At 72.1% G+C, this 20,709-nt stretch carries 17 protein-coding genes and 1 riboswitch; of the genes, 12 read left to right on the top strand and 5 right to left on the bottom strand.

Translation table 11 applies throughout. The features are described from left to right. Positions 1 to 2: 2 nt before the first annotated feature. Genes NOCA_RS16135 through NOCA_RS16120 form a run of 4 tightly spaced genes read left to right on the top strand, consistent with a single transcriptional unit; the run spans position 3 to position 3,812 of the window. Entirely contained in the window at positions 3 to 851 is an 849-nt protein-coding gene (locus tag NOCA_RS16135) for a nitrite reductase (RefSeq protein ID WP_011756333.1), read from the top strand. Then, positions 848 to 1,510 (top strand): precorrin-8X methylmutase, encoded by a 663-nt coding sequence (locus tag NOCA_RS16130; protein ID WP_011756332.1) that lies wholly within the window; start codon positions 848 to 850, stop codon positions 1,508 to 1,510. Before NOCA_RS16135 ends, NOCA_RS16130 begins: the two co-directional genes overlap by 4 nt. Further along, positions 1,507 to 3,030, top strand: a complete 1,524-nt coding sequence (gene cobJ, locus NOCA_RS16125; protein WP_011756331.1) for a precorrin-3B C(17)-methyltransferase — start codon at positions 1,507 to 1,509, stop codon at positions 3,028 to 3,030. The genes NOCA_RS16130 and cobJ overlap by 4 nt, the downstream gene beginning before the upstream one ends. Next, positions 3,027 to 3,812, top strand: coding sequence for a cobalt-precorrin-4/precorrin-4 C(11)-methyltransferase (locus tag NOCA_RS16120; protein ID WP_011756330.1), 786 nt, complete (start codon positions 3,027 to 3,029; stop codon positions 3,810 to 3,812). Before cobJ ends, NOCA_RS16120 begins: the two co-directional genes overlap by 4 nt. On the opposite strand, the gene NOCA_RS16115 is transcribed toward NOCA_RS16120, so the two are convergent. Next, a complete protein-coding gene (locus NOCA_RS16115; protein ID WP_011756329.1) occupies positions 3,781 to 4,977 on the bottom strand; it encodes a bifunctional cobalt-precorrin-7 (C(5))-methyltransferase/cobalt-precorrin-6B (C(15))-methyltransferase in 1,197 nt (398 codons plus the stop codon). The genes NOCA_RS16120 and NOCA_RS16115 overlap by 32 nt on opposite strands. Before the next feature lie 50 nt (positions 4,978 to 5,027). Next, a riboswitch (cobalamin riboswitch) is annotated at positions 5,028 to 5,171 on the top strand. A gap of 40 nt (positions 5,172 to 5,211) precedes the next feature. Between NOCA_RS16115 and NOCA_RS16110 the strand changes: the two genes are divergently transcribed. The 8 genes from NOCA_RS16110 (at position 5,212) to NOCA_RS16075 (ending at position 14,242) form a co-directional block, all read left to right on the top strand. Further along, positions 5,212 to 7,173, top strand: a complete 1,962-nt coding sequence (locus tag NOCA_RS16110) for a VWA domain-containing protein (RefSeq protein ID WP_011756328.1) — start codon at positions 5,212 to 5,214, stop codon at positions 7,171 to 7,173. Beyond that, positions 7,173 to 7,787 (top strand): cob(I)yrinic acid a,c-diamide adenosyltransferase, encoded by a 615-nt coding sequence (cobO, locus tag NOCA_RS16105; protein WP_011756327.1) that lies wholly within the window; start codon positions 7,173 to 7,175, stop codon positions 7,785 to 7,787. The genes NOCA_RS16110 and cobO overlap by 1 nt, the downstream gene beginning before the upstream one ends. Beyond that, entirely contained in the window at positions 7,784 to 10,216 is a 2,433-nt protein-coding gene (locus NOCA_RS16100) for a cobyrinate a,c-diamide synthase (RefSeq protein ID WP_197687725.1), read from the top strand. The genes cobO and NOCA_RS16100 overlap by 4 nt, the downstream gene beginning before the upstream one ends. Positions 10,217 to 10,229: 13 nt before the next feature. Beyond that, positions 10,230 to 11,270 carry a nicotinate-nucleotide--dimethylbenzimidazole phosphoribosyltransferase gene (gene cobT / locus NOCA_RS16095; RefSeq protein WP_011756325.1) on the top strand — a complete coding sequence of 347 codons (1,041 nt, stop codon included), beginning with the start codon at positions 10,230 to 10,232 and terminating at the stop codon, positions 11,268 to 11,270. A 7-nt stretch (positions 11,271 to 11,277) separates the two neighbouring features. Further along, positions 11,278 to 12,201, top strand: a complete 924-nt coding sequence (locus tag NOCA_RS16090; RefSeq protein WP_041546599.1) for a cobalamin biosynthesis protein — start codon at positions 11,278 to 11,280, stop codon at positions 12,199 to 12,201. Then, positions 12,198 to 12,878, top strand: a complete 681-nt coding sequence (locus tag NOCA_RS16085) for a (2Fe-2S) ferredoxin domain-containing protein (RefSeq protein WP_011756323.1) — start codon at positions 12,198 to 12,200, stop codon at positions 12,876 to 12,878. The genes NOCA_RS16090 and NOCA_RS16085 overlap by 4 nt, the downstream gene beginning before the upstream one ends. Positions 12,879 to 13,070: 192 nt before the next feature. Beyond that, complete coding sequence (locus NOCA_RS16080) at positions 13,071 to 13,289, top strand: CbtB domain-containing protein (protein WP_011756322.1); 219 nt, start codon at positions 13,071 to 13,073, stop codon at positions 13,287 to 13,289. A 134-nt stretch (positions 13,290 to 13,423) separates the two neighbouring features. Further along, positions 13,424 to 14,242 carry a CbtA family protein gene (locus NOCA_RS16075; protein WP_041546598.1) on the top strand — a complete coding sequence of 273 codons (819 nt, stop codon included), beginning with the start codon at positions 13,424 to 13,426 and terminating at the stop codon, positions 14,240 to 14,242. Positions 14,243 to 14,246: 4 nt separating this feature from the next. Here the strand turns inward: NOCA_RS16075 and NOCA_RS16070 are convergent, their stop codons facing one another. Genes NOCA_RS16070 through cobN form a run of 4 tightly spaced genes read right to left on the bottom strand, consistent with a single transcriptional unit; the run spans position 14,247 to position 20,690 of the window. Further along, entirely contained in the window at positions 14,247 to 14,978 is a 732-nt protein-coding gene (locus NOCA_RS16070) for a cobalt-precorrin-6A reductase (RefSeq protein WP_011756320.1), read from the bottom strand. Next, positions 14,975 to 16,405 carry a cobyric acid synthase gene (locus tag NOCA_RS16065; protein ID WP_011756319.1) on the bottom strand — a complete coding sequence of 477 codons (1,431 nt, stop codon included), beginning with the start codon at positions 16,403 to 16,405 and terminating at the stop codon, positions 14,975 to 14,977. Before NOCA_RS16065 ends, NOCA_RS16070 begins: the two co-directional genes overlap by 4 nt. Next, the gene (cobF, locus tag NOCA_RS16060) at positions 16,402 to 17,121 is read right to left on the bottom strand and encodes a precorrin-6A synthase (deacetylating) (protein ID WP_011756318.1); all 720 of its coding nucleotides are present in this window, start codon (positions 17,119 to 17,121) and stop codon (positions 16,402 to 16,404) included. Before cobF ends, NOCA_RS16065 begins: the two co-directional genes overlap by 4 nt. Further along, on the bottom strand, positions 17,118 to 20,690 hold the full coding sequence (cobN, locus tag NOCA_RS16055) for a cobaltochelatase subunit CobN (RefSeq protein WP_011756317.1): 3,573 nt from the start codon (positions 20,688 to 20,690) through the stop codon (positions 17,118 to 17,120). The genes cobF and cobN overlap by 4 nt, the downstream gene beginning before the upstream one ends. Positions 20,691 to 20,709 lie beyond the last annotated feature (19 nt).

Below are 20,709 nucleotides of genomic sequence, written 5' to 3'. Positions count from 1 at the left end.
AGATGGTGACCGCCAACCGCGAGCGCAGCGACCGATGCCCGGGCGCGCTGCGGCCATGGGCTGCTGACGATGGCCTGCTGGTGCGCCTGCGCCTGATCGGGGGACGGGTCTCCGCGACCAGTCTGCGTTCCCTGATGTCGGTTGCCGAGGAGTACGGCGACGGTCGGATCCACCTGACGTCTCGGACCAACCTGCAGATCCGTGCGCTGCCCTCGCGTGACGGCCGACTTCCCGACGAGGTCCTGGCGGCGGTCGAGGCCACGGGACTGCTGCCCAGCCGGGCACACGACCTGGTCCGCAACGTGATGGTCTCGCCGCAGACAGGATTGGCCGGGGGGCGGGCGGACCTACGTTCGGTCGCTGCTGCGCTCGATGCGGCGCTGCTGGCGGAGCCGACCCTGGGGGAGCTGCCCGGCAGGTTCCTCTTCGTGCTCGACGACGGCAGGGGAGACCTCCTCGATCGACGCTGCGACCTCGGTCTGGTCGCGGCCGATGCCGCAACTTGCCAACTGCGGATCGGGGACGGCCACGGCCCACTCGTCGCGCTCGATCATGCTGCCGGGGAGCTTGCGGAGCTCGGGCTCCGGTTCCTGAGCAGGCGGGGGAGCGGACCGACGGCGGCATGGCATGTCCGTGAGCTCCCGTCCGAGCTCGCGGCGGCGTCGGCACCCGATCCACGACTTCCGCGATCCGTCGGCCCGCTGGCGTACGGCGAGGTGCCCGGCGGCCACCACCTGGAGGTGCCCGAGGGGCTGCTCGACCGTGCCTTGGTCGACTCGCTCACCTCTATCTCAGAGTTCCTGGTCGTCACGCCCTGGCGCGGCGTCCTCGTCCCGGGGGAGCCCCGATGACCCTGTCCCGCCCACCTTGCCGCTACGAGTACGTCGACAATGGCCCGGCCATCTACGTCGACTCCTTTGCCACCATCCGCCGAGAGGCCGACCTGTCGGCGATCCCGGTCGACGCCGAGAAGCTGGCGGTGCGGATGATCCACGGAAGCGGGCAGGTCGATCTTGCTGCCGACCTCGTCGTGCATCCGCGGATGGTGTCCGCAGCGCGCACCGCCTTGGAGGCGGGCGCGTCCGTGCTGTGTGACGCGACGATGGTGGCGACCGGCGTTACCCGCAGCCGTCTGCCGAAGGACAACGACGTGTTGTGCTTCCTCAACGATCCCCGGGTCCCGGCTCTCGCGAAGCAGTGGGAAACCACCCGCACCGCCGCTGCGGTCTCGCTGTGGCCGCCCTACCTGGACGGTGCGGTGGTCGCGATCGGCAACGCGCCGACCGCCTTGTTCCATCTGCTCGAGCTCATCCTCGACGGCGGTCCCCGGCCCGCTGCGATCGTCGGCTGTCCGGTCGGTTTCATCGGTGCCGCGGAGTCCAAGCAGGCACTGGTCGACTTCCACGACCAGCATGGGATCGACATCCCCTTCGTCACCGTCCGCGGTCGCCGTGGCGGTTCGGCGATGACCTCCTCCGCACTCAACGCACTCGCCCAGGAGATCGAATGAACGGCACGTTCACGGTCGTGGGAATCGGCCCGGGCGATCCGGAGCTGATGACCCTCAAGGCCGTTCGCCTCATCGGCGACGCGCAGGTCGTCGCCTTCCATGCGGGCGTGAAGAAGCGGTCGCACGCCCGCCGCATCGCCGATTCCGTGATCCCGGCGGGAGCGATCGAGGAGGAGTTGCGCTATCCGGTGACGACCGGAACGACCGACCACCCGGGCGGGTACGTCGGCGCGATGGCCGACTTCTACGAGGAGTGCGCCGTACGACTGTCCGCGCACCTGGACGCCGGGCGGGACGTCGTGCTCCTCGCTGAGGGGGACCCGCTGTTCTACGGCTCGTCGATGTACCTGCACGACCGGTTCAAGCACGCCTATGACACGGCGGTGGTGCCGGGCGTGCCTGCGTTCGCCGCGGCGACGGCTGCGGTCTCGACGCCGTTGGTCAGGCAGACCGACGTCCTCACGGTGCTGACGGGCACGCTGCCTGAGCCCGAGCTGGCCCGCAGGCTGGCCGACACCGACGGCGCGATCATCATGAAGCTCGGTCGTACCTTCCCCGCCGTGCGGTCCGCACTGGAGCAGGCCGGACGGCTCGACGGTGCGTGGTACGTCGAGCGTGCCTCGCAGGCGGAAGAGCGTTGGCTGCCCGTGGCCGAGGTGGACCCGGACTCGGTGCCCTACTTCTCGCTCGTCTTCGTGCCGGGTGACACGGCCCAGACGCCGAGTGCGGAGCGCATGCGGGTGGGCCTCCTCGATGGCGGACCCGTGGTGGCGGAGAGGCCGGCGGCCGAGCTGCTGGTCGTGGGCCTGGGCCCGGGACCGGACGGCTGGCTGACTCCGGAGGCCGCCGATGCGCTTGCCGGCGTCGACCATGTCGTCGGCTACGGCCGCTACGTCGAGCGGGTACCGCAACGCGCGGGCCTGACGCGCCACGCCAGCGGCAACACGGTCGAGGTCGATCGCGCCCGTGCAGCGCTCGACCTGGCCCGGGCAGGGGAGAAGGTGGCCGTGGTGTCCGGCGGCGACGCCGGCGTGTTCGGGATGGCATCGGCTGTCTTCGAGGCCGCCGAGGATCCGGCGTACGCCGACGTCACGATCCGGGTCCTGCCCGGACTGAGCGCGGTCCAGGCGGTCGCGGCACGTGCTGGCGCGCCGATCGGTGCCGACTTCGCCGTCGTCTCCCTCAGCGACCGGCTCAAGCCGTGGGAGGTCGTCGAGCGACGCCTGCGAGCCATCGCGGAGGCCGACCTCGTGCTCGCGATCTACAACCCGTCTTCGCGCTCACGGACCGGACAGCTCGCCACGGCTCGCGACGTGCTCCTGGAGCACCGGAAGCCGGACACGGTGGTCATCGTCGGTCGCGACATCGGCCGGGCCGAGGAGTCGCTCGTCGTCACCACGCTCGGCGACCTCGACCCGGCCACGATCGACATGAAGTGCCTGCTGATCGTTGGCGCCACCTCGACCCGCGTCACGCGCGGCCGGGTCTGGACACCGCGGTTCGTGAAGGCCGGCCCATGACGAAGCCTGCCACGATCGTCCACTTCGTCGGGGCCGGACCCGGCGCCGCCGATCTGTTGACGGTGCGCGCGACCAGGCTGCTGGGCGAGGCGGACGTGGTGCTCTATCCGGGCACCTACCTCGACCCCGACGTCCTCTCCCACGTGAGCCCCGGCGCCGAGCTGGTGGACACCCAGGGTCTCGACCTCGACCAGATCAGCGCGTGCCTGATCGCCGCCGCCCGGACGGCCAAGCAGGTGGTGCGCCTGACCTCCGGGGACCCCTCGCTCTACTCCGCCCTGGCTGAGCAGACCCGGCGGCTCGCCGCTGAGGGAGTCGCGTGGGATGTGACGCCCGGGGTGCCGGCGTACGCGGCGGCGGCGGCGCTCGTCGGCACCGAGCTCACGGTGCCGTTGGTGAGCCAGTCCGTCGTGCTGACCCGCACCCGGGCACGCTCGAGCGCGATGCCCGAGACCGAGGCACTCGCGACCTTCGCCAGCACCCGCGCGACCTTGGTCCTCCACCTCGCGATCACCCGGGTGCGGGCGATCATGGCCGAGATCGAGCCGGAGCACGGCGCCGACTGTCCCGTCGTGGTGGTCCACCGGGCCAGTCAGCCCGGCGAGCGCGTGCTGCGCGGGACGGTCGCGACGATCGCCGACCTCGTCGACGACGCAGACCTCCGGCAGGCAGCCGTGATCCTGGTCGGCCGGGCACTGGCCGATGACGGCGGCGAGTCCTGGCTCTACGCCGCTCACCGCGACAGGAGCGTCACGAGCCCTTCGCGTACGCCCACTGGGTGACGGCACGTGCGGGCGTCCAACCGGTGAAGGTCCCGACCGGGCCGGCCGACTCGACGGAGATCCGGGTCAGCTCGCCACCCTGCTCCTCGTAGAGCCGAGCGAGCACCTGCTCGGTCTCCAGGGTGACGCCGTGGACGACGATCCGACCCTGTGCACCGAGCGCGTCGAGGCAGGTCTCGATGACGCCGGGTCGCGTCGCGCCGCCGCCGACGAAGATCGCGTCCGGTGTGGGCAGTGCGGCCAGCACTTCGGGAGCGCGGCCTTCGACGACCTCGAGCCCGGGCACGCCGAGTCTGGCGGCGTTGCGTCCGATCCGCTCAGTGCGCTCGGGGTCTGCCTCGACTGCCGTGGCCGTGCAGGTGGGGTGGGCCCGCATCCATTCGATCCCGATCGAGCCGGCTCCTGCACCGACGTCCCACAGGTGCTCGCCGGGCACGGGGGCCAGACGGGCCAGCGCGGAGGCGCGCAGGTCACGCTTCGTCAGCTGCCCGTCGTGCTCGAAGGAGTCATCGGGCAGGCCCGCGGTCCACGAGGCGTAGGCCGCCGGGCCGGTCGCTTCGATCGCCACGATGTTGAGTCGCGAGTACGGCCCTCGCCGCTCGGTCGCCGCCGAGGCGCTGCTCGTCTCGTCGGGCGAGCCGAGGTCGCCGAGAACGGTCACGATCGAGTCGCCGTACCCGTCCCGGCACAGGAGATCGGCGACCGCGTCGGGAGTGGTCTCGTCGGAGGAGAGCACGAGGATCCGGCGACCCGGCGCGAGCTCGCGGCGTACGAGCGAGACGTCGCGACCCACGACGCTGACGGTGGCGTGCGACTCGGCGGGCCAGCCCATCGCCGCGCGTGCGAGTGCGACCGAGGACACGGCGGGGATGACCCTGACCTGATCCGCGCCGACGGCGTCGATCAACGTCGTCGCGATGCCGGAGACGAGCGGGTCACCCGACGCGAGGGCGACGACGTCCTGCCCCTCGAGCGTGGCGAGGAGCGCAGCCAGCCCCCTGCGCAGCGGCGAGGGCCAGGTCTCGCGCCGCTGACCCTCGATGGCCGGCACGAGGTCGACCTGGCGGCGTCCCCCGAGCACGACCGCAGCCCTCTCGACCTGCTCCCGGACCGGCCCCGGGAGCCCGTCCCAGCCGTCGGCGCCGATACCCACGACTATGATCACGCGGCCAGACGCTATCGTGAGGCCCGCAAGGCGAGAGGTGCCCCAACCGCCCAGCCGTCGGAAACGGTGGTGACGGTGGACGGGGAGAATCTGGGAAGCCGGTGAGATTCCGGCACAGGCCCGCTGCGGTGAACCGAGCCTCCTCCACGGAGGACTCGGCAAGTCCGAAGACCGGCCTCCCGCCTGGCTTCTCCGGCAGCGGGCCGGGGAGGACGAACCGAGCGGGAGCCTCACATGCCACTGCACTACCCGTTTTCCGCCGTCCTCGGCTGCGACGTCAGGGCCGACCTGGACGACATGGGCCTGGCACTCGTCCTCACGACGATCTCGCCCGAGATCGGCGGCGTGCTCGTGCGCGGCGAGAAGGGCACCGCCAAGTCCACCGCCGTCCGTGCGCTCGGCGCACTGCTCCCGCCGCTGGTCGAGCTGCCGATCGGCGCCACCGAGGACCGGGTCGTCGGCTCCATCCAGCTCGAGTCCGCGCTCTCGGAGGGCAAGGTCGAGGTGGAGAAGGGCCTGCTCGCTCGCGCCAACGGCGGCCTGCTGTACGTCGACGAGGTCAACCTCCTGCACGACCACCTGGTCGATCTGCTCCTCGACGCCGCGGCGATGGGCCGCGTGAGCGTCGAGCGCGACGGGATCTCGGTCGAGCACGACGCACGGTTCGTGCTGATCGGCACGATGAACCCCGAGGAGGGTGAGCTTCGCCCGCAGCTGCTCGATCGCTTCGGGCTCACCGTGGAGGTCGCCGCGCCGCGCGCGCCGGAGCCTCGTGCCGAGGTGGTCCGTCGTCGCATGGCGTACGACGCCGATCCGGTCAGCTTCATCGAGACCTATGCTGCCGCGGAGAAGGATCTCGACCAGCGCATCCACGGTGCTCGTGCGTCGTTGGCCGACGTGGTGCTGTCCGACGCGGCCCTGCTCAAGATCGCGGAGGTCTGCGCCGCGTTCGAGGTGGACGGCCTGCGCGCCGACATCGTCACCGCCCGCGCCGCCGTCGCTCACGCCGCCTGGGAGGGCCGCGACGCGGTTACCAGGGCCGACATCCGGCGGGCCGCGACCCTCGCACTGCCGCACCGTCGCCGACGCAACCCGTTCGACGCGCCGGGCCTCGACGAGGACCTGCTCGACCGCATCCTCGGTGATGACGAGCTGCCGCCCGAGCCGCCCCCGGGGACCGACCACGAGGAAGGCCCCGAAGCTGCGCCCGGGACGCCCGGGACGCCCAGGACGGATGGGGCCGCGCCTTCGCCCGGCGCGGACGCCGAGGGCGGCAGCGACAGCGACGGCGGCGGGACCGACCCGAGCGGTCCGGATCCGGCGCTGGGCCCACCAGAACCGCAGCACCGCCCCGAGGCTGCCGACACGGACGACCGTGCGAGCACGGTCGCAGCTGGCTCGCCGTACCGACCGAAGCTGCTGACCGTGCGCGGCGTCGGTGCGGGCGCGAGCGGCCGCCGCAGTCGGGCCAGGACGAGCACCGGTCGCCGGGTCGGGGCCAGCAGGCCGGCCGACGGACGCGGATCGCTCCACCTGCTGGAGACGATCAGGGCAGCCGCACCCCGGCAGGGGTCGCGCGGTCGCACCGGCGGGCGGCTCGCGCTGCGCCGCGACGACCTCCGGGTGGCGACGCGCGAGGGCCGCGAGTCCAACCTCATCCTGTTCTGCGTGGACTCCTCCGGGTCGATGGCGGCGCGCAAGCGCATGATCCAGGTCAAGACCGCGATCCTGTCGTTGCTCCTGGACGCCTACCGTCGGCGCGACAAGGTCGGGCTCGTCACGTTCCGGGGTGACTCCGCCGACCTGGTGCTGCCGCCGACCCACTCGGTCGACGTTGCCGCGGCACGGCTCGACGAGCTCCCTGCCGGTGGCCGCACCCCCCTCGCCGAAGGGCTGTGGGAGGCCGCGAAGGTCCTGCGCCGGGAACGACTCCGCGACCCGCGCCTGCGGCCACTGCTGGTCGTCGTCACCGACGGTCGCGCCACGGCAGGCCGCGACGCCGTACGCCGGTCGCTGCAGGCCGCCGAGCACGTCGCCGGCCTGGCGATCGCCTCGGTCGTCATCGACGGGGAGGCCGGGCCACTGCGACTCGGACTCGCGATCGGGCTGGCGCGAAGCCTCAACGCGGAGCACGTCCCCGTCGCCGAGGTCAGCGCCGAGGCGCTGACCAGAACCGTCACCAGGAAGGTCGCCTGATGCCCCAGGGAGTTCCCACCGCCGTTCCCGACGACGGCCTCACCACACGCCAGCGCCGCAACCGGCCGTTGCTGATCGTCCACACCGGCGAGAACAAGGGCAAGTCCACGGCCGCCTTCGGGCTCGGTCTGCGGGGGTGGAACCAGGGCTGGAACGTTGCGGTCTTCCAGTTCGTGAAGTCGGCGAAGTGGAAGGTCGGCGAGGAGACCGCCTACCTCGCGCTCAACCGCGTGCACGAGCAGACCGGCCAGGGCGGCCCGGTGCAGTGGAACAAGATGGGCGACGGTTGGTCCTGGTCGCGCAAGAAGGGCGAGGACGAGGACCACGCCCAGGTCGCCCGCGACGGCTGGGCCGAGATCAAGCGCCGCATCCTCGCCGAGGAGCACGACCTCTACGTCCTCGACGAGTTCGCCTACCCGGTGAAGTGGGGCTGGATCGACGCCGCCGAGGTCGCCGACTTCCTGGCGAGCCGGCCCGGTCACCAGCACGTCGTCATCACCGGCCGCGACGTCGCCCCGGAGATCATCGAGGTCGCCGACCTCGTCACCGAGATGACGAAGATCAAGCACCCGATGGACGCCGGCCAGAAGGGCCAGAAGGGCATCGAGTGGTGAGGCTGCCCCGCCTCGTGGTGGCGGCGCCATCGACCGGTCAAGGCAAGACGACCGTCGCGACGGGGCTGATGGCGGCCCTGCGCATCTCCGGCCACGAGGTCAGCGGCCACAAGGTCGGGCCGGACTACATCGACCCCGGCTACCACGCCCTCGCCACCGGAAGACCCGGCCGCAACCTCGACCCCCACCTGGTGGGGGAGGAGCGGATCGTCCCGTTGCTGCTCCACGGCGCGTGCGGCGCCGACATCGCGGTCATCGAAGGCGTCATGGGCCTCTACGACGGCCGCCTCGGCACCGACGGCTTCGCCTCGACCGCTCACGTCGCGACGCTCACCCGCTCACCCGTCGTGCTCGTCGTCGACGTGGCCCGGCTGTCTCGCACCGCGGCGGCGATCGCCGCAGGCATGGCGGCGTTCGACGACGGCCTCGAGATCGCCGGTGTCGTCCTCAACCGCACCGGCTCGGCAGCGAACGACGCCGAGATCGTGCGCGCCATGGAGCGCACCGGGCTGCCCGTCCTCGGCCGCCTCCCTCGCAACGAGGATCTCGCCACACCGTCGCGCCACCTCGGCCTGGTGCCCGCCGCCGAACGCGACGAGTCCGCCGCCATGCTGCACCGCCTCGGTGAGCAGGTCGCCGAGCACCTCGACCTCGACGCAGTGCTGACGATCGCACGCGCCGCGCCAGAGCTTGACGCGGAACCGTGGGAACCGCACGCCGAGATCACGGCGGGTGGTGACGGGCGACCGGTCATCGCGGTGGCCGGAGGCCGCGCCTTCACGTTCCGCTACGCCGAGACAGAGGAGCTGCTGCGGGCCGCGGGCTGCGAGGTCGTCACCTTCGATCCGATCAGCGACCCGGCCCTTCCGCCGCGCACGCAGGGGATCTACCTCGGCGGCGGGTTCCCCGAGGTCTACGCCGCAGAGCTCGCCGCCAACCGCCGCCTACTCGACGACCTGCGCGCCGCCGTCGACACGGGTGTGCCGACGGTCGCCGAGTGCGCCGGCCTGCTCTACCTCGCCGAGACCCTCGATGGTGCACCGATGGCCGCCGCCCTTCCGTTCACGGCTGCCATGAACGAGCGACTGACGCTGCGCTATCCCACGGCCACCGCAGCAACGGACTCGCTGCTCACCCGGGTCGGTGAGAGGGTCACCGGTCACGAGTTCCACCGCACCCAGATCTCGCCCGCGAGCAGCATCCGGCCAGCGTGGACCATCGACGGCCTGCCGACCGGACACGCGACCGATATCGTGCACGCGTCGTACCTCCACGTCCATTGGGCCGGCCACCCGCGACTCGCCCAGCGCTTCGCTGACGCCGCACACCGCGCGGTGCCGCACGCCACCGAGCCGCGCGAGGCCGTTGCCGCCCGTGACCAACCGGCGACCGCGACGCCACGCCCGACCGAGCCCCTGCGCCACCACGGCGACGCCGAGACCGGGCCCGACCTGCTCGACTTCGCCGTGAACGTGTACGACGCCCGACGGCCGCCGTGGCTCGACCACGCTCTCGCCATGTCGGTCGCAGAGGTCCAGGCCTATCCCGACGCGACCCCGGCCGCTGCCGCGATCGCTCAACGGCACGGCCGCAAGCTCGACGAGATCCTCCCGACAGCAGGGGCGGCTGAAGCCTTCAGCCTCATCGCACGACTCCGATCCTGGCAGAAGCCGGTCGTCATCCATCCGCAGTTCACCGAGCCGCACGCCGCGCTCGAGCAGGCCGGCCACGAGGTCACCTCCGTGCTGTGCCGACCGGAGGACGGCTATTCACTCGACCCGGCAGCGGTTCCCGAGGATGCCGACCTCGTCATCGTCGGCAATCCCACGAACCCGACCGGCGTCCTGCACCAGGCGAGCACGATCAGCCGACTGCGCCGCAAGGGCCGACTGGTCGTGGTCGACGAGGCGTTCATGGACGCCGTGCCCGGCGAGGCCGAGTCCCTGATCCGCGAGCGGCTCCGCGACCTCGTCGTCATCCGAAGCCTCACCAAGCACTGGTCGATCCCAGGCATCCGCGCCGGCTACGTGGTGGGTCACCGCCTCGTCATCAAGCACCTCGCCCGACGCCAGACCCCATGGTCGGTCTCGACCCCGGCGATCGCGGCCATCCGTGCCTGCACGACGCGCGAGGCGGCGGCGGAGTCGCGAGAACGCGCCGTCGCCCTCGCGCGCTGGCGCGACGTCCTGGAGGACGGTCTCCACGGGCGCGGCATCGAGACGGTTCCTTCGGATGCCTCCTTCGTCCTGGCCCGTGTCGGCCGTGACGCCCACGCGCAGCTGCGTGCCCGAGGCATCGCCGTACGCCGCTGCGACACGTTCCCCGGACTCGACGCGAGCTGGGTGCGCATCGCCGTGCGCCCACCCGCCACCACCCGCCACCTGCTCGAAGCCCTCGACCACATCCGTGCCCCGCACCTCACTCACTGACAGGCCCCCGCGCATGCCCTACGTCTCCCCACCTTCCGACATCGCCCGCGACCACGCGACCAAGCGCCTCGCGGCTCTGGCCACCCCACCCGGCGCGCTCGGCCGCATCGGCGAGCTCGGCGTCTGGATCGCGTCCGTCCAGGGACACGTGCCGCCGCACCCCGTCGACAACGTGCGGCTGGTGATCTTCGCCGGCGATCACGGCGTCGCGGCCCATGGGGTCTCGGCCTTCCCGCCCGCCGTCACCGGCGCCATGGTCCGAACCTTCCTGGCAGGCAAGGCGGGCGTCAATGCGCTAGCGCAGATCCACGGCGTCGCCGTGCGAGTCCTCGACATCGGCGTCGATGAGGACTTCCACGATCTGGACGAGGACGTCCGCAACACCCTCACTGCGCACAAGATCCGCCGCGCCAGCGGCGCGATCCACCTCGCGGACGCGCTCACGCCTGAAGAGACACGCGCCGCGTTGGACGCCGGCGCGGCCGTCGCGCGTCAGGAGATCAAGGCCGGGGCACAGCTGCTGATCAGCGGCGACATGGGCATCGGCAACACCACACCTGCCGCCGCCCTCGTCGCCGCCGGCCTCGGCTTGCCAGCAGCGGACGTCTCCGGACGGGGCACCGGCATCGACGACGCCGCACTGACGCACAAGATCGAGGTCGTCCAGACGGCACTCGACCGGGCCGGCGCCCGCCAGGACGACCCCATCGAGACGCTCACCGCTCTCGGCAGCGCGGACCTCGCGGCCTCGACCGGCTTCATGCTCGCAGCTGCCCAGGACGGGGTACCTGTCCTCCTCGACGGCCTGATGAGCGTCGCGTGTGCCCTGACCGCCGATCGGATGGAGCCCGGTGCCGCTGCGTGGTTCGCCGCCGGCCACCGCTCGACCGAGCCCGCCCAGTCGCTCGCCCTGGCCAAGATGGGGCTGGAGCCCCTGCTCGACGTCGGCATGCGGCTGGGCGAGGGATCCGGCGCGGTGGCCGCCGTACCGCTCATCCGTGGCGCCGCGGCGCTCCTCAGCAGCGTGGCGCTGCTCGAGGAGCTCACGACCTGATGCGGCCATGAAGGCGCGTGCCGCCGGGCTCCTGCTCGGCTACGCAGCCGACCGGATGCTCGGCGACCCCGCACACCGCCATCCCGTCGCCGGTTTCGGCCACGTCGCGCGCGCGGTCGAGGAGAGCGTGTACGGCGACTCCCGCGCGCGCGGTGTGCTTCATGCCGCCGTACTGGTCGGTGGAGCCGGGGTCCTCGGCGTCGTCGCCGAGAAGGCTGCTCGCACGCCGATCGCTCGATCAGCGGTAACCGCCGTCGTGACGTGGGCCGTGCTGGGTGGGCGGACGCTGGAACGTGAAGCATCCGCCGTCCACGTCCTGCTGGCCGCCGGCGACCTGCCGGGGGCACGGGTCCAGGTGAAGCGGCTCGTCGGTCGCGACACGGAGCGGCTCGACGAGTCCGAGGTCGCGCGGGCCGTCGTGGAGTCGGTCGCCGAGAACAGCTCCGACGCCGTCGTCGCCCCGCTCGTATGGGGCGCACTGCTGGGCCCTGCAGGCCTACTGGGCTATCGCGCTGCGAACACCCTCGACGCGATGGTGGGCCACCACAACATGCGCTACGAGAACTTCGGGTGGGCCAGCGCGCGGCTCGACGACCTCGTGAATCTCCCGGGGGCACGACTAGCCGGGCTCCTCACCGTGGCGCTGGGTGGAAACCCCCGCAGGGCGATCACCGACTGGCGTCGCGACGCGGCTGCCCACCCCAGCCCCAACGCCGGAGTCGTCGAGTCGACCTTCGCGGGGTCGCTCGGGATCCGTCTCGGTGGCACGAACACCTACGACGGCGACCGGGTCGAGCACCGCGCCGTGATGGGCGACGGGCGCGCGGTCGAGCCTCGTGACATCGCAACCGCCGTTCGGCTCGGCGCGCGTGTCGGGGCGGGCGCGGCTCTCGTGGCGGCCGCAGTCGCCGTACTCCGGAGATCGCGATGAGCGTCGTGCTCGTCGGCATGTCCGTCAGCGACGTCGATCGTCGTGACCATCTGTTCACGTGCGCGCGGCCCTTGGGCGGCACCGTCGCGTTCCTGCAGATGGGCGACCCGTCACTCTCCGCCGAGCTCACCCGCCTCGCCGACGACGGAGCCACCACCATCACGCTCGTCGGCGTCGACACCGGCTCTTTGGCGCCCGGCCGATCCTGGTTGCGCAGGATCGCTGCGCACTGGTGGCGCGAGCGCGCGGGCCGCAGGCCGACCATCAGTGTCGCCACCGAGTTGGCCACGGACCTGGACCAGATCGGCGCCTGCTTGCAGAGCGTGCGACCCATCACCGGCGCCGAGCCCGGCCTGACCTCCGAGGCGTGGGAGCACGTGGCAGGCCATCGCCACCAGGTCATGGTCTGCCGCGGACCCCGCTGCACGGCAATGGGCCAGGTCGACAACCTCCGGGCCATGGTCGTTGCGCTCGTGGAGCACCAGCTGGGCGACAACGACGTGCTCCTCGTGCACACCGGCTGCCAGTCGCCCTGCAACCAGGCGCCCGTGATCAGCGTCCAGCCCGACGACGTCTGGTACGGCGGCGTCGACCCCGCGATGGCATCGCTCATCGTCGCCGAGCACTTCATCGACAACCGCCCGATCGAGAGCCATCGACTGCCCAGATCCCGCTAGCCGGACGGGATCCCTGCCGGGGCGGGACTCCGCTAGAGTGCCCTACGCATGCATGAGGAAGCCGGTGAGAGTCCGGCGCAGTAGCGCTACTGTGACACGTCCTCCGGGGTGACCCGGTCGAGGTGGAGCCAGACCCGAATGCCTGCCACCACCCATTGACCGGGGGCGCATCCACCCCCTCGAGGAGGACTCATGTCGCAGTCTGCTGTGACGCCGATCTCCGGCGCCGTTTCTGTTCCCACCATCCCGCTGCGAGAGCTCGCTCCCTGGGCGCTGTTCTTCGGCCTGCTCGCGGTCCTGGTGATCTTCTTCGTGAGCGCCGACCAGGGTGCCGTCTCGATCCCGTCGGGCAACGCGATCCACGAGTGGGTCCACGACGGTCGTCACCTGCTGGGCTACCCCTGCCACTGACGCCGCGCCCGGAATGACTTCCGGGCGGCCTCTTCCGACCCGTCCCTGACGGGCGCGACGCATCCCGTCACATGATCTCGCCCCCAGTAGGCCTGCACCCCGTGGCCTCTGTGGCGGCGCCGAACGGACCCCCCATGACCGCACGCGCACTTCTCATCCGTGGGCTGATCGCCGGCCTCGTGGCCGGCATCGCCACCTTCCTCGTCGCCTACACCGCCGGCGAGCCCCAGGTCAGGACGGCCATCGCCCTCGAGCAGCCCCGTGCTGGCGTCGAGGCTCCGGGCGACGCCCCGCCCGCCGAGGACGGTCACGCCCACACGCACCGCCACGGCGACGAAGCCACCGCCGAGGAAGGCGCCAGGACCGAGGTGTCGCGCGACAACCAGGAGACCTGGGGCCTGCTCACCGGCACCCTGACCGTGGGCCTCGCTCTCGGCGGCATCGTCGCCCTCGTCGCCGCCGCCACCATCGGCCACATCGGCCGCCTGCTGCCCGGCCAGTCGACCGCTCTCGTCACGCTGCTCGGGTTCGTCTCGTTCGCACTGGTGCCGTTCCTGAAGTACCCCGCCACGCCACCGGCGGTCGGCGACAGCGAGACGATCGGCGACCGGACCGCGCTCTACTTCGGGTTCGTCCTCGTCTCCCTGGTCGCGGCAGTCGCGGCGAGCTACGGCGCCTTGAGGCTGCGTGAGCGCATCGGCACCTACGGCGGTGTGGTCGCAGGCGTCGCGGCGTACCTGCTCGTCGTGGTGGTCGCCGGCCAGGCCTTCGGCACGGTCAACGAGGTGGGCGACTTCCCGGCCGACACGCTGTGGTTCTTCCGACGCGCATCGCTGATCACCCTCGCCACGACCTGGGGTGTCACCGGCGTCGTGCTCACCGGCCTCGTGACGCGGCTCTACGCCGCCGAGACGGCGGACGCCGAGCGACGTCAGCTGGCTGACAGTCTCTGACGCGCTATCGAGCTGCCTGCCGCAGCACCCACGCGAGGGCGTCGTCGACGGCATCGACCGTCGGCACTCCGTCCCCGGCATTCGGGCGCCGCACGACCACCACCGGAACACCGAGTTCGGCCGCGGCCTGCATCTTCGGCCAGGTGAAGATGCCGCCCGAGTCCTTGGTGACCAAGACGTCCGAGCAGTGGCCGCGCATGAGGGCCAGCTCCTCGTCGAGCGCGTAGGGGCCGCGGCTACGGACGATCGTCCAGCCGGTCGGGATGTCGCCCGAGGGCGCATCGACGACCCGAGCAATCACGTCGTGCTGGTGGAGGACAGATGTGAAACGGGCCAGCTCTTGGCGGCCGACGGTGAGGAACGGCCGCTTGCCGAGGGCCGCTGCCAGGTCCGCCGCCTCCTCATGCGAGTCCGCGTAGTGCCACGTGGGATCCGGCGCCCAGCCCGGCCGCTCGAGCCGGAGGAGCGGTACGCGGTCGAGGGAGCAGGCAGCCGCGGCATTGGCGCTCATGCCGCGGGCGAAGGGATGCGTGGCATCGACCACCGCGCTGTACTCCCGCAAGGCGGCGCGCAGGCCCTCGACGCCGCCGAATCCGCCGATCCGGACCGGGCCGACGGGGAGCCGGGGCTCGGCCACCCGCCCGGCGAGCGACGACATGACGTCGATGCCGAGGTCGAGCAGGCGGGCGGTCAGCTCGCGGGCCTCGGAGGTGCCACCGAGCAGCAGGAGCCTCACGGCACGCCGCCGGGCGGCAGGACCGGCAGGCCGGCGGGCGCGCCGGAGACGGCGAGGGCGAGCAGCGCGTCGACGTCGAGGTGCTGCTCGACGAGGTCGCCGAGCAGGTCGATCCGGGCGTCGCGGGCGGCGGGGAAGGAGGCCCGTGACGTGACGCCGAGGACGCGCTGGAGGTAGGCCGCGCGGTGGGCGTCGTCCTCGAGGGACCCGTGCACCATCGTGCCGCTGACGAGGCCGTCCTCGGTGCGGCCGGCGATCCGTCCGTGGTGGATCTCGTAGCCTGCGGGCTCGTGGACGCGCAGCACCTTGTCGGCGCCGAACGTGGTGGTGTGGGGGAGCAGCCCGAGACCCGCGACCACGGTGCCCGGGTCACCCTCGATGCCCGCGGGGTCGGTGATCGTGCGGCCCAGCATCTGGCAGCCGCCGCAGATGCCGAGCACCGCCCGACCGGCGTCCGCGTGGGCGATGATCGCGCCATCGAGGCCGCGCGCGCGCATCCAGGCGAGATCGGCGACGGTCGCGCGGGTGCCGGGGAGCACGACCAGGTCGGCGTCGGCGAGGTCCCGCGCCGAGGAGGCGAAGACGACGTCGAGGTCGGGCTCGAGGCCGAGGGCGTCGAGGTCGGTGAAGTTGCTGATCCTGGGGAGTCGTACGACGGCGACCCGCTTCGCGCCGCTCCCGGCCGAGCGGCGGCCGTCGAGGTCCAGCGCGTCCTCGGAGTCGAGCCACAGGCTCGGGTCCCACGGCAGGACGCCGTACGTCGGCCGGCCGGTCGCGAGCCGAAGCATCTCCAAGCCGGGGGAGAGCAGGGAGAGGTCGCCGCGGAACTTGTTCATCACGAAGCCGGCGACCAGCGCCTGATCGTCGGGTGCCAGGAGCGCCACCGTGCCGTGCAGTGCGGCGAAGACGCCGCCCCGGTCGATGTCGCCGACCACGACGGTCGGGAGGGCGGCGTGACGGGCCAGGCCCATGTTCACGTAGTCGCCTGCGCGCAGGTTGATCTCTGCCGGACTGCCCGCGCCCTCGGCCACGATCACGTCGTAGCGTGAGGCGAGGTCGTCGAAGGCCTCGTGGGCTGCCTCGGCCAGGTGGCGCCGGCCTTCCTCCCAGCTCGCCGACGAGACCTCACCCGCGGGTCTCCCGAGGAGCACGACGTGGCTGCGCCGGTCCGAGCCCGGCTTGAGGAGAACCGGATTCATCGCGGGCTCCGGCGTCGCCCGTGCTGCGAGCGCCTGGACCCACTGGGCCCGACCGATCTCCGCCAGCCGCTCGTCCGGGCCCGCGCACACCATCGAGTTGTTCGACATGTTCTGCGCCTTGTACGGCGCCACCCGTACCCCGCGTCGTGCGAACGCCCGGCAGAGGCCGGTCGTCACCACCGACTTGCCGGCGTCGGAGGTGGTACCGGCGACGAGCAGGCCGCTCATGCGGGTCCCCGCAGGAGATAGGCGTCCATCACCCAGCCCGCGGCCACCTTCACGCGGTCGCGGGCGGCGAGCACCTCGGCGCGCACGTCGCCGACCCGCCCGGCGACCAGCTCCTCCGACTCGGTCCCGAGGTTGGCACCCCACCAGATCCACCAGTCCTCGAGCCCCGTCAGGTCGGGCATCGAGCCGAGCATCACCACGAGATTGGTCTGCCCGGCCGCGATGTCCTCGCGCAGTCGGCGCGCCGTCGTCAGGTGGACGGGCCGCCCCACCGGATGCAGGACGATCCGGTGACGGGCCGCGAGGAGCTGCGGTGCGCCGATGCCGGGCAGCACGTCGTACTCGAGGGGGAGACGGGTGGCGAGCTGCTCGACGACGCGGATGGTCGAGTCGTAGAGCGACGGGTCGCCCCAGACCAGGAAGGCCGCCGTGCCGCCCCGCTCACGCAGGACGGTCTCGTAGGCGTCGACCCGCGCCGCGTGCCAGTCGTGCACGGCCCTGCCGTAGTCGGCCGGGTCGTCGCGATCACGCTCCGGATCCGGGACGGCGACGACCTCGACGCCGTACGCCCGGGCGATCTCCCGCCGTGCCGCGAGGAGGTGGTCGTCGCCGCCCTTGTCGGCGGCGACGACGTAGTCGACGCCGCGCAGGGCCTCGGCTCCCTCGGCCGTCACGTGCTGCGGTCCCATGCCGACACCGAGGATCCGGACCCTCACTCGCGATCCTCGAGGTCGCCCTCGAGCTCGAGGTAGACCTGCTGCATCGCCGCGAGCGTGTCCGCGTCCGGGTCGGCCCACAGACCACGCTCGGCGGCCTCGTGGAGCCGCTCGACGATGCCGCGCAGGGCCCACGGGTTCGAGCGACGCAGGAAGTCCTGGGTCGTCTCGTCGAGCACGTACTCCTGCGCGAGCTTGTCGTACATCCAGTCGTGGACGACACCTGCCGTGGCGTCGAACCCGAAGAGGTAGTCGACGGTCGCGGCGAGCTCGAAGGCGCCCTTGTAGCCGTGCCGCTGCATCGCGGCGATCCAGCGCGGGTTCACCACCCGCGCGCGGAAGACGCGATTGGTCTCCTCCTGCAGGGTCCGTGTCTTCACCGCGTCGGGGGCGGTCGAGTCGCCGACGTAGGCCTTCGGGGCGGATCCGGTCAGTGCGCGGACCGTGGCGACCATGCCGCCGTGGTACTGGAAGTAGTCGTCGGAGTCGGCGATGTCGTGCTCGGCCGAGTCCACGTTCTTGGCCGCGACCTTGATCCGTCGGTAGTTGGCGCGCATGTCGTCGGCCGCCGGCACACCGTCGAGATCGCGGCCGTAGGCGAACCCGCCCCACGCGGTGTAGACCTCGGCGAGGTCCTTGTCGTCGCGCCAGGTCCCGGACTCGATCACCTGCAGGATCCCGGCGCCGTAGGAGCCGGGCTTCGAGCCGAAGATGCGCGTCGTCGCGCGCCGTGCGTCGCCGTGCTCGGTCAGGTCGGCCAGCGCGTTGGCACGCACGAAGTTCTGGTCGGCGGGCTCGTCGAGGTCGGCGACCAGCCGCACGGCGTCGTCGAGCATCGCCACGACGTGGGGGAACGCATCGCGGAAGAAGCCGGAGATGCGGACGGTGACGTCGATGCGTGGCCGACCGAGCTCGTCCGGCGGGACGACGACCAGCTCGCGCACGCGCCGCGACTCGGCGTCCCACTCCGGACGTACCCCGAGCAGCGCCAGCACCTCGGCGACGTCGTCACCGGAGGTGCGCATGGCGCTGGTGCCCCACACCGACAGGCCCACCGACGTCGGGTACTCGCCGGTGTCCTCGAGGTACCTCTCCAGCAGCGAGTCGGCCATCGCCTGCCCGGTCTGCCACGCCAGCCGGCTCGGCACCGCACGCGGGTCGACGGTGTAGAAGTTGCGGCCGGTCGGCAGCACGTTGACCAGTCCACGCAGCGGCGAGCCCGACGGACCCGCGGCGACGTAGCCGCCCGCCAGCGCGTGCAGGACGGCGTCCAGCTCGTCGGTCGTGCGAGCCAGCCGTGGCACGACCTGCGTCGCGGCGAACTCCAGCACGCGTCGCACGTCGGGGGAGTCGTGGAGCGACTCGACCACCGTGGGGTCCCAGTCAGCCTTCTCCATGGCCTCGACCAGCTCGCGTGCCTGCGCCTCGAACACGTCGACCTCGGTGGTGGCCGCTCCCTCGGTGAGACCGAGCGCCGCACGCAGGCCCGGCACCGCGCTGCCGACGCCGCCCCACACCTGGGCCGCGCGCAGGATCGACAGCACCAGGTTGACCCGTGCCACACCGTCGGGCGCGGCTCCGAGGACGTGCAGTCCGTCGCGGATCTGGGCGTCCTTGATCTCGCACAGCCAGCCGTCGACGTGGAGCAGGAAGTCGTCGAACTCCGCGTCGTCCGGTCGCTCCTCGAGCCCGAGGTCGCGGTGCAGGTGCGCGGCGTGCATGAGCTGCCAGATCTCTCCGCGGATCGCCGGCAGCTTGGCCGGGTCCATCGTCGAGATCTTGTCGTGCTCCTCGAGCAGGCCCTCGAGGCGCGAGATGTCGCCGTACGACTCCGCGCGGGCCATCGGAGGCACGAGGTGGTCGACGATCGTGGCGTGCGCACGCCGCTTGGCCTGCGCGCCCTCGCCCGGGTCGTTGACCAGGAACGGATAGATCAGCGGCAGGCTGCCGAGCGTCGCGTCAGGGCCGCAGGATGCCGACAGTGCCGCGTTCTTGCCGGGCAGCCACTCCATCGATCCGTGCTTGCCGAGGTGCACGACCGCATCGGCCTCGAAGCCGTGCTCCAGCCAGCGGTACGCCGCCAAGTAGTGGTGCGTCACCGGCAGGTCGAGGTCGTGGTAGATCGCTACCGGGTTCTCGCCGAATCCCCGCGGCGGCTGGATCAGGATGACGACGTTGCCCGCGCGCAGCGTCGCGACGACGATCTCGCCCGCGTCGTTGACGAACAGCGAGCCGGGCGCCGCGCCCCAGGCCTCGGTCATGGCGTCACGCAGGTCCGCCGGCAGGTCGGCAGTCCATGCGTCGTAGTCGGCCCCGCTGATCCGCACGTGGGCGTCGGTCAGCTGCGCCGACGTGAGCCACTCCTCGTCCTGACCGCCTGCCGCGATGAGCGCATGGATCAGTGCGTCGCCGGCCTCGGTGTCGTCGGTCAGGTCGAGGAGCGCGAGGTCGCCGACGTCGTACCCCTCCGTGCGCAGCCGGCGGAGCAGCCGGATCGCGGAGACGGGGGTGTCGAGCCCGACCGCGTTGCCGATGCGCGCGTGCTTGGTCGGGTAGGCCGAGAGCACCAGCGCCAGCCGCTTCTCGCTGTTCGGCTTGTGGCGCAGAAGGGCGTGGTTGACCGCGATGCGGGCCACCCGATCGGCGCGCTCGGGATCTGCGACGTACGCCGGCAGTCCTTCCTCGTCGATCTCCTTGAAGGAGAACGGCGCGGTCGTGATCCGGCCGTCGAACTCCGGGATGGCGATCTGGGTCGCGTAGTCGAGCGGGCTGACCCCGTCGTCCGACCCCTCCCACTCGGCACGGCTGTGGGTGAGGCAGAGGCCCTGCAGTACCGGGATGTCGAGTGCCGCCATCCGCTCGACGTCCCATGCCTCGTCGTCGCCACCGGCGCTCGCGGTCGCAGGGACGGAGCCGCCGGCCGCCAGTACGGTGACGACCAGGGCGTCCAGGGTCCCGAGTGCGTCGTAGAGGTCGTCGGGCGCCGAGCGCAGGGAGCCGGCGAAGATCGGCACGCCCGTCGCCTGGCCGGTCGCGTCGATCGCGTCGGCCAGGGCATGGGCGAAGGCGTTGTTGCCGCTCGACTCGTGGGCCCGGTAGTAGAGCACCCCGACCCGAGGCAGGTCCGCCTCCGTGCGCACCGGCCGGTCGGCGTACCCCCAGGCCGGGATGGCGGCCGGAGGCTCGAACCCCTCGCCCGTCAACAGCACCGTGTCGGAGAGGAACGCGTGCAGCTGTCCCAGGTTGGCCGGGCCGCCCTCGGCCAGGTAGCGGTGCGCCTCGGCGGTCACCCCCATGGGCACGGTCGACAGCTCCATCAGCTCCGCACTCGGCTGCGGCTCGCCACCCAGGACCACCACGGGGGTCCCCCCGGCGCGAAGCTCATCGACCCCCGACCAGAGATCGTGGGGCGAGCCGAGGAGCCGCACGACGACCAGGTCCGCGCCGGCGACGATCCCGGTGAGCTCGGCCTCGGTGGCGCGCGACGGGTTCCCCCACGCGTACTCGGCGCCACTGGCCCGGGCGGACAGCAGGTCTGTGTCGGACGTGGACAGCAGCGCGATCCGCATGGGCGGGATCCTCCTCAGG

Source organism: Nocardioides sp. JS614 (assembly GCF_000015265.1).
GTDB lineage: Bacteria > Actinomycetota > Actinomycetes > Propionibacteriales > Nocardioidaceae > Nocardioides.
This window is presented reverse-complemented; position numbering and strand designations above follow the sequence as displayed.

Coding starts and splice junctions, on each gene's coding strand:
- NOCA_RS16085 (WP_011756323.1), top strand. CDS start 12,198: ATGAGCGTCGTGCTCGTCGGCATGTCCGTCAGCGACGTCGATCGTCGT.
- NOCA_RS16080 (WP_011756322.1), top strand. CDS start 13,071: ATGTCGCAGTCTGCTGTGACGCCGATCTCCGGCGCCGTTTCTGTTCCC.
- NOCA_RS16120 (WP_011756330.1), top strand. CDS start 3,027: ATGACGAAGCCTGCCACGATCGTCCACTTCGTCGGGGCCGGACCCGGC.
- NOCA_RS16075 (WP_041546598.1), top strand. CDS start 13,424: ATGACCGCACGCGCACTTCTCATCCGTGGGCTGATCGCCGGCCTCGTG.
- cobN (WP_011756317.1), bottom strand. CDS start 20,690: ATGCGGATCGCGCTGCTGTCCACGTCCGACACAGACCTGCTGTCCGCC.
- cobT (WP_011756325.1), top strand. CDS start 10,230: ATGCCCTACGTCTCCCCACCTTCCGACATCGCCCGCGACCACGCGACC.
- NOCA_RS16090 (WP_041546599.1), top strand. CDS start 11,278: ATGAAGGCGCGTGCCGCCGGGCTCCTGCTCGGCTACGCAGCCGACCGG.
- cobJ (WP_011756331.1), top strand. CDS start 1,507: ATGAACGGCACGTTCACGGTCGTGGGAATCGGCCCGGGCGATCCGGAG.
- NOCA_RS16065 (WP_011756319.1), bottom strand. CDS start 16,405: ATGAGCGGCCTGCTCGTCGCCGGTACCACCTCCGACGCCGGCAAGTCG.
- NOCA_RS16130 (WP_011756332.1), top strand. CDS start 848: ATGACCCTGTCCCGCCCACCTTGCCGCTACGAGTACGTCGACAATGGC.
- NOCA_RS16135 (WP_011756333.1), top strand. CDS start 3: ATGGTGACCGCCAACCGCGAGCGCAGCGACCGATGCCCGGGCGCGCTG.
- NOCA_RS16110 (WP_011756328.1), top strand. CDS start 5,212: ATGCCACTGCACTACCCGTTTTCCGCCGTCCTCGGCTGCGACGTCAGG.
- cobO (WP_011756327.1), top strand. CDS start 7,173: ATGCCCCAGGGAGTTCCCACCGCCGTTCCCGACGACGGCCTCACCACA.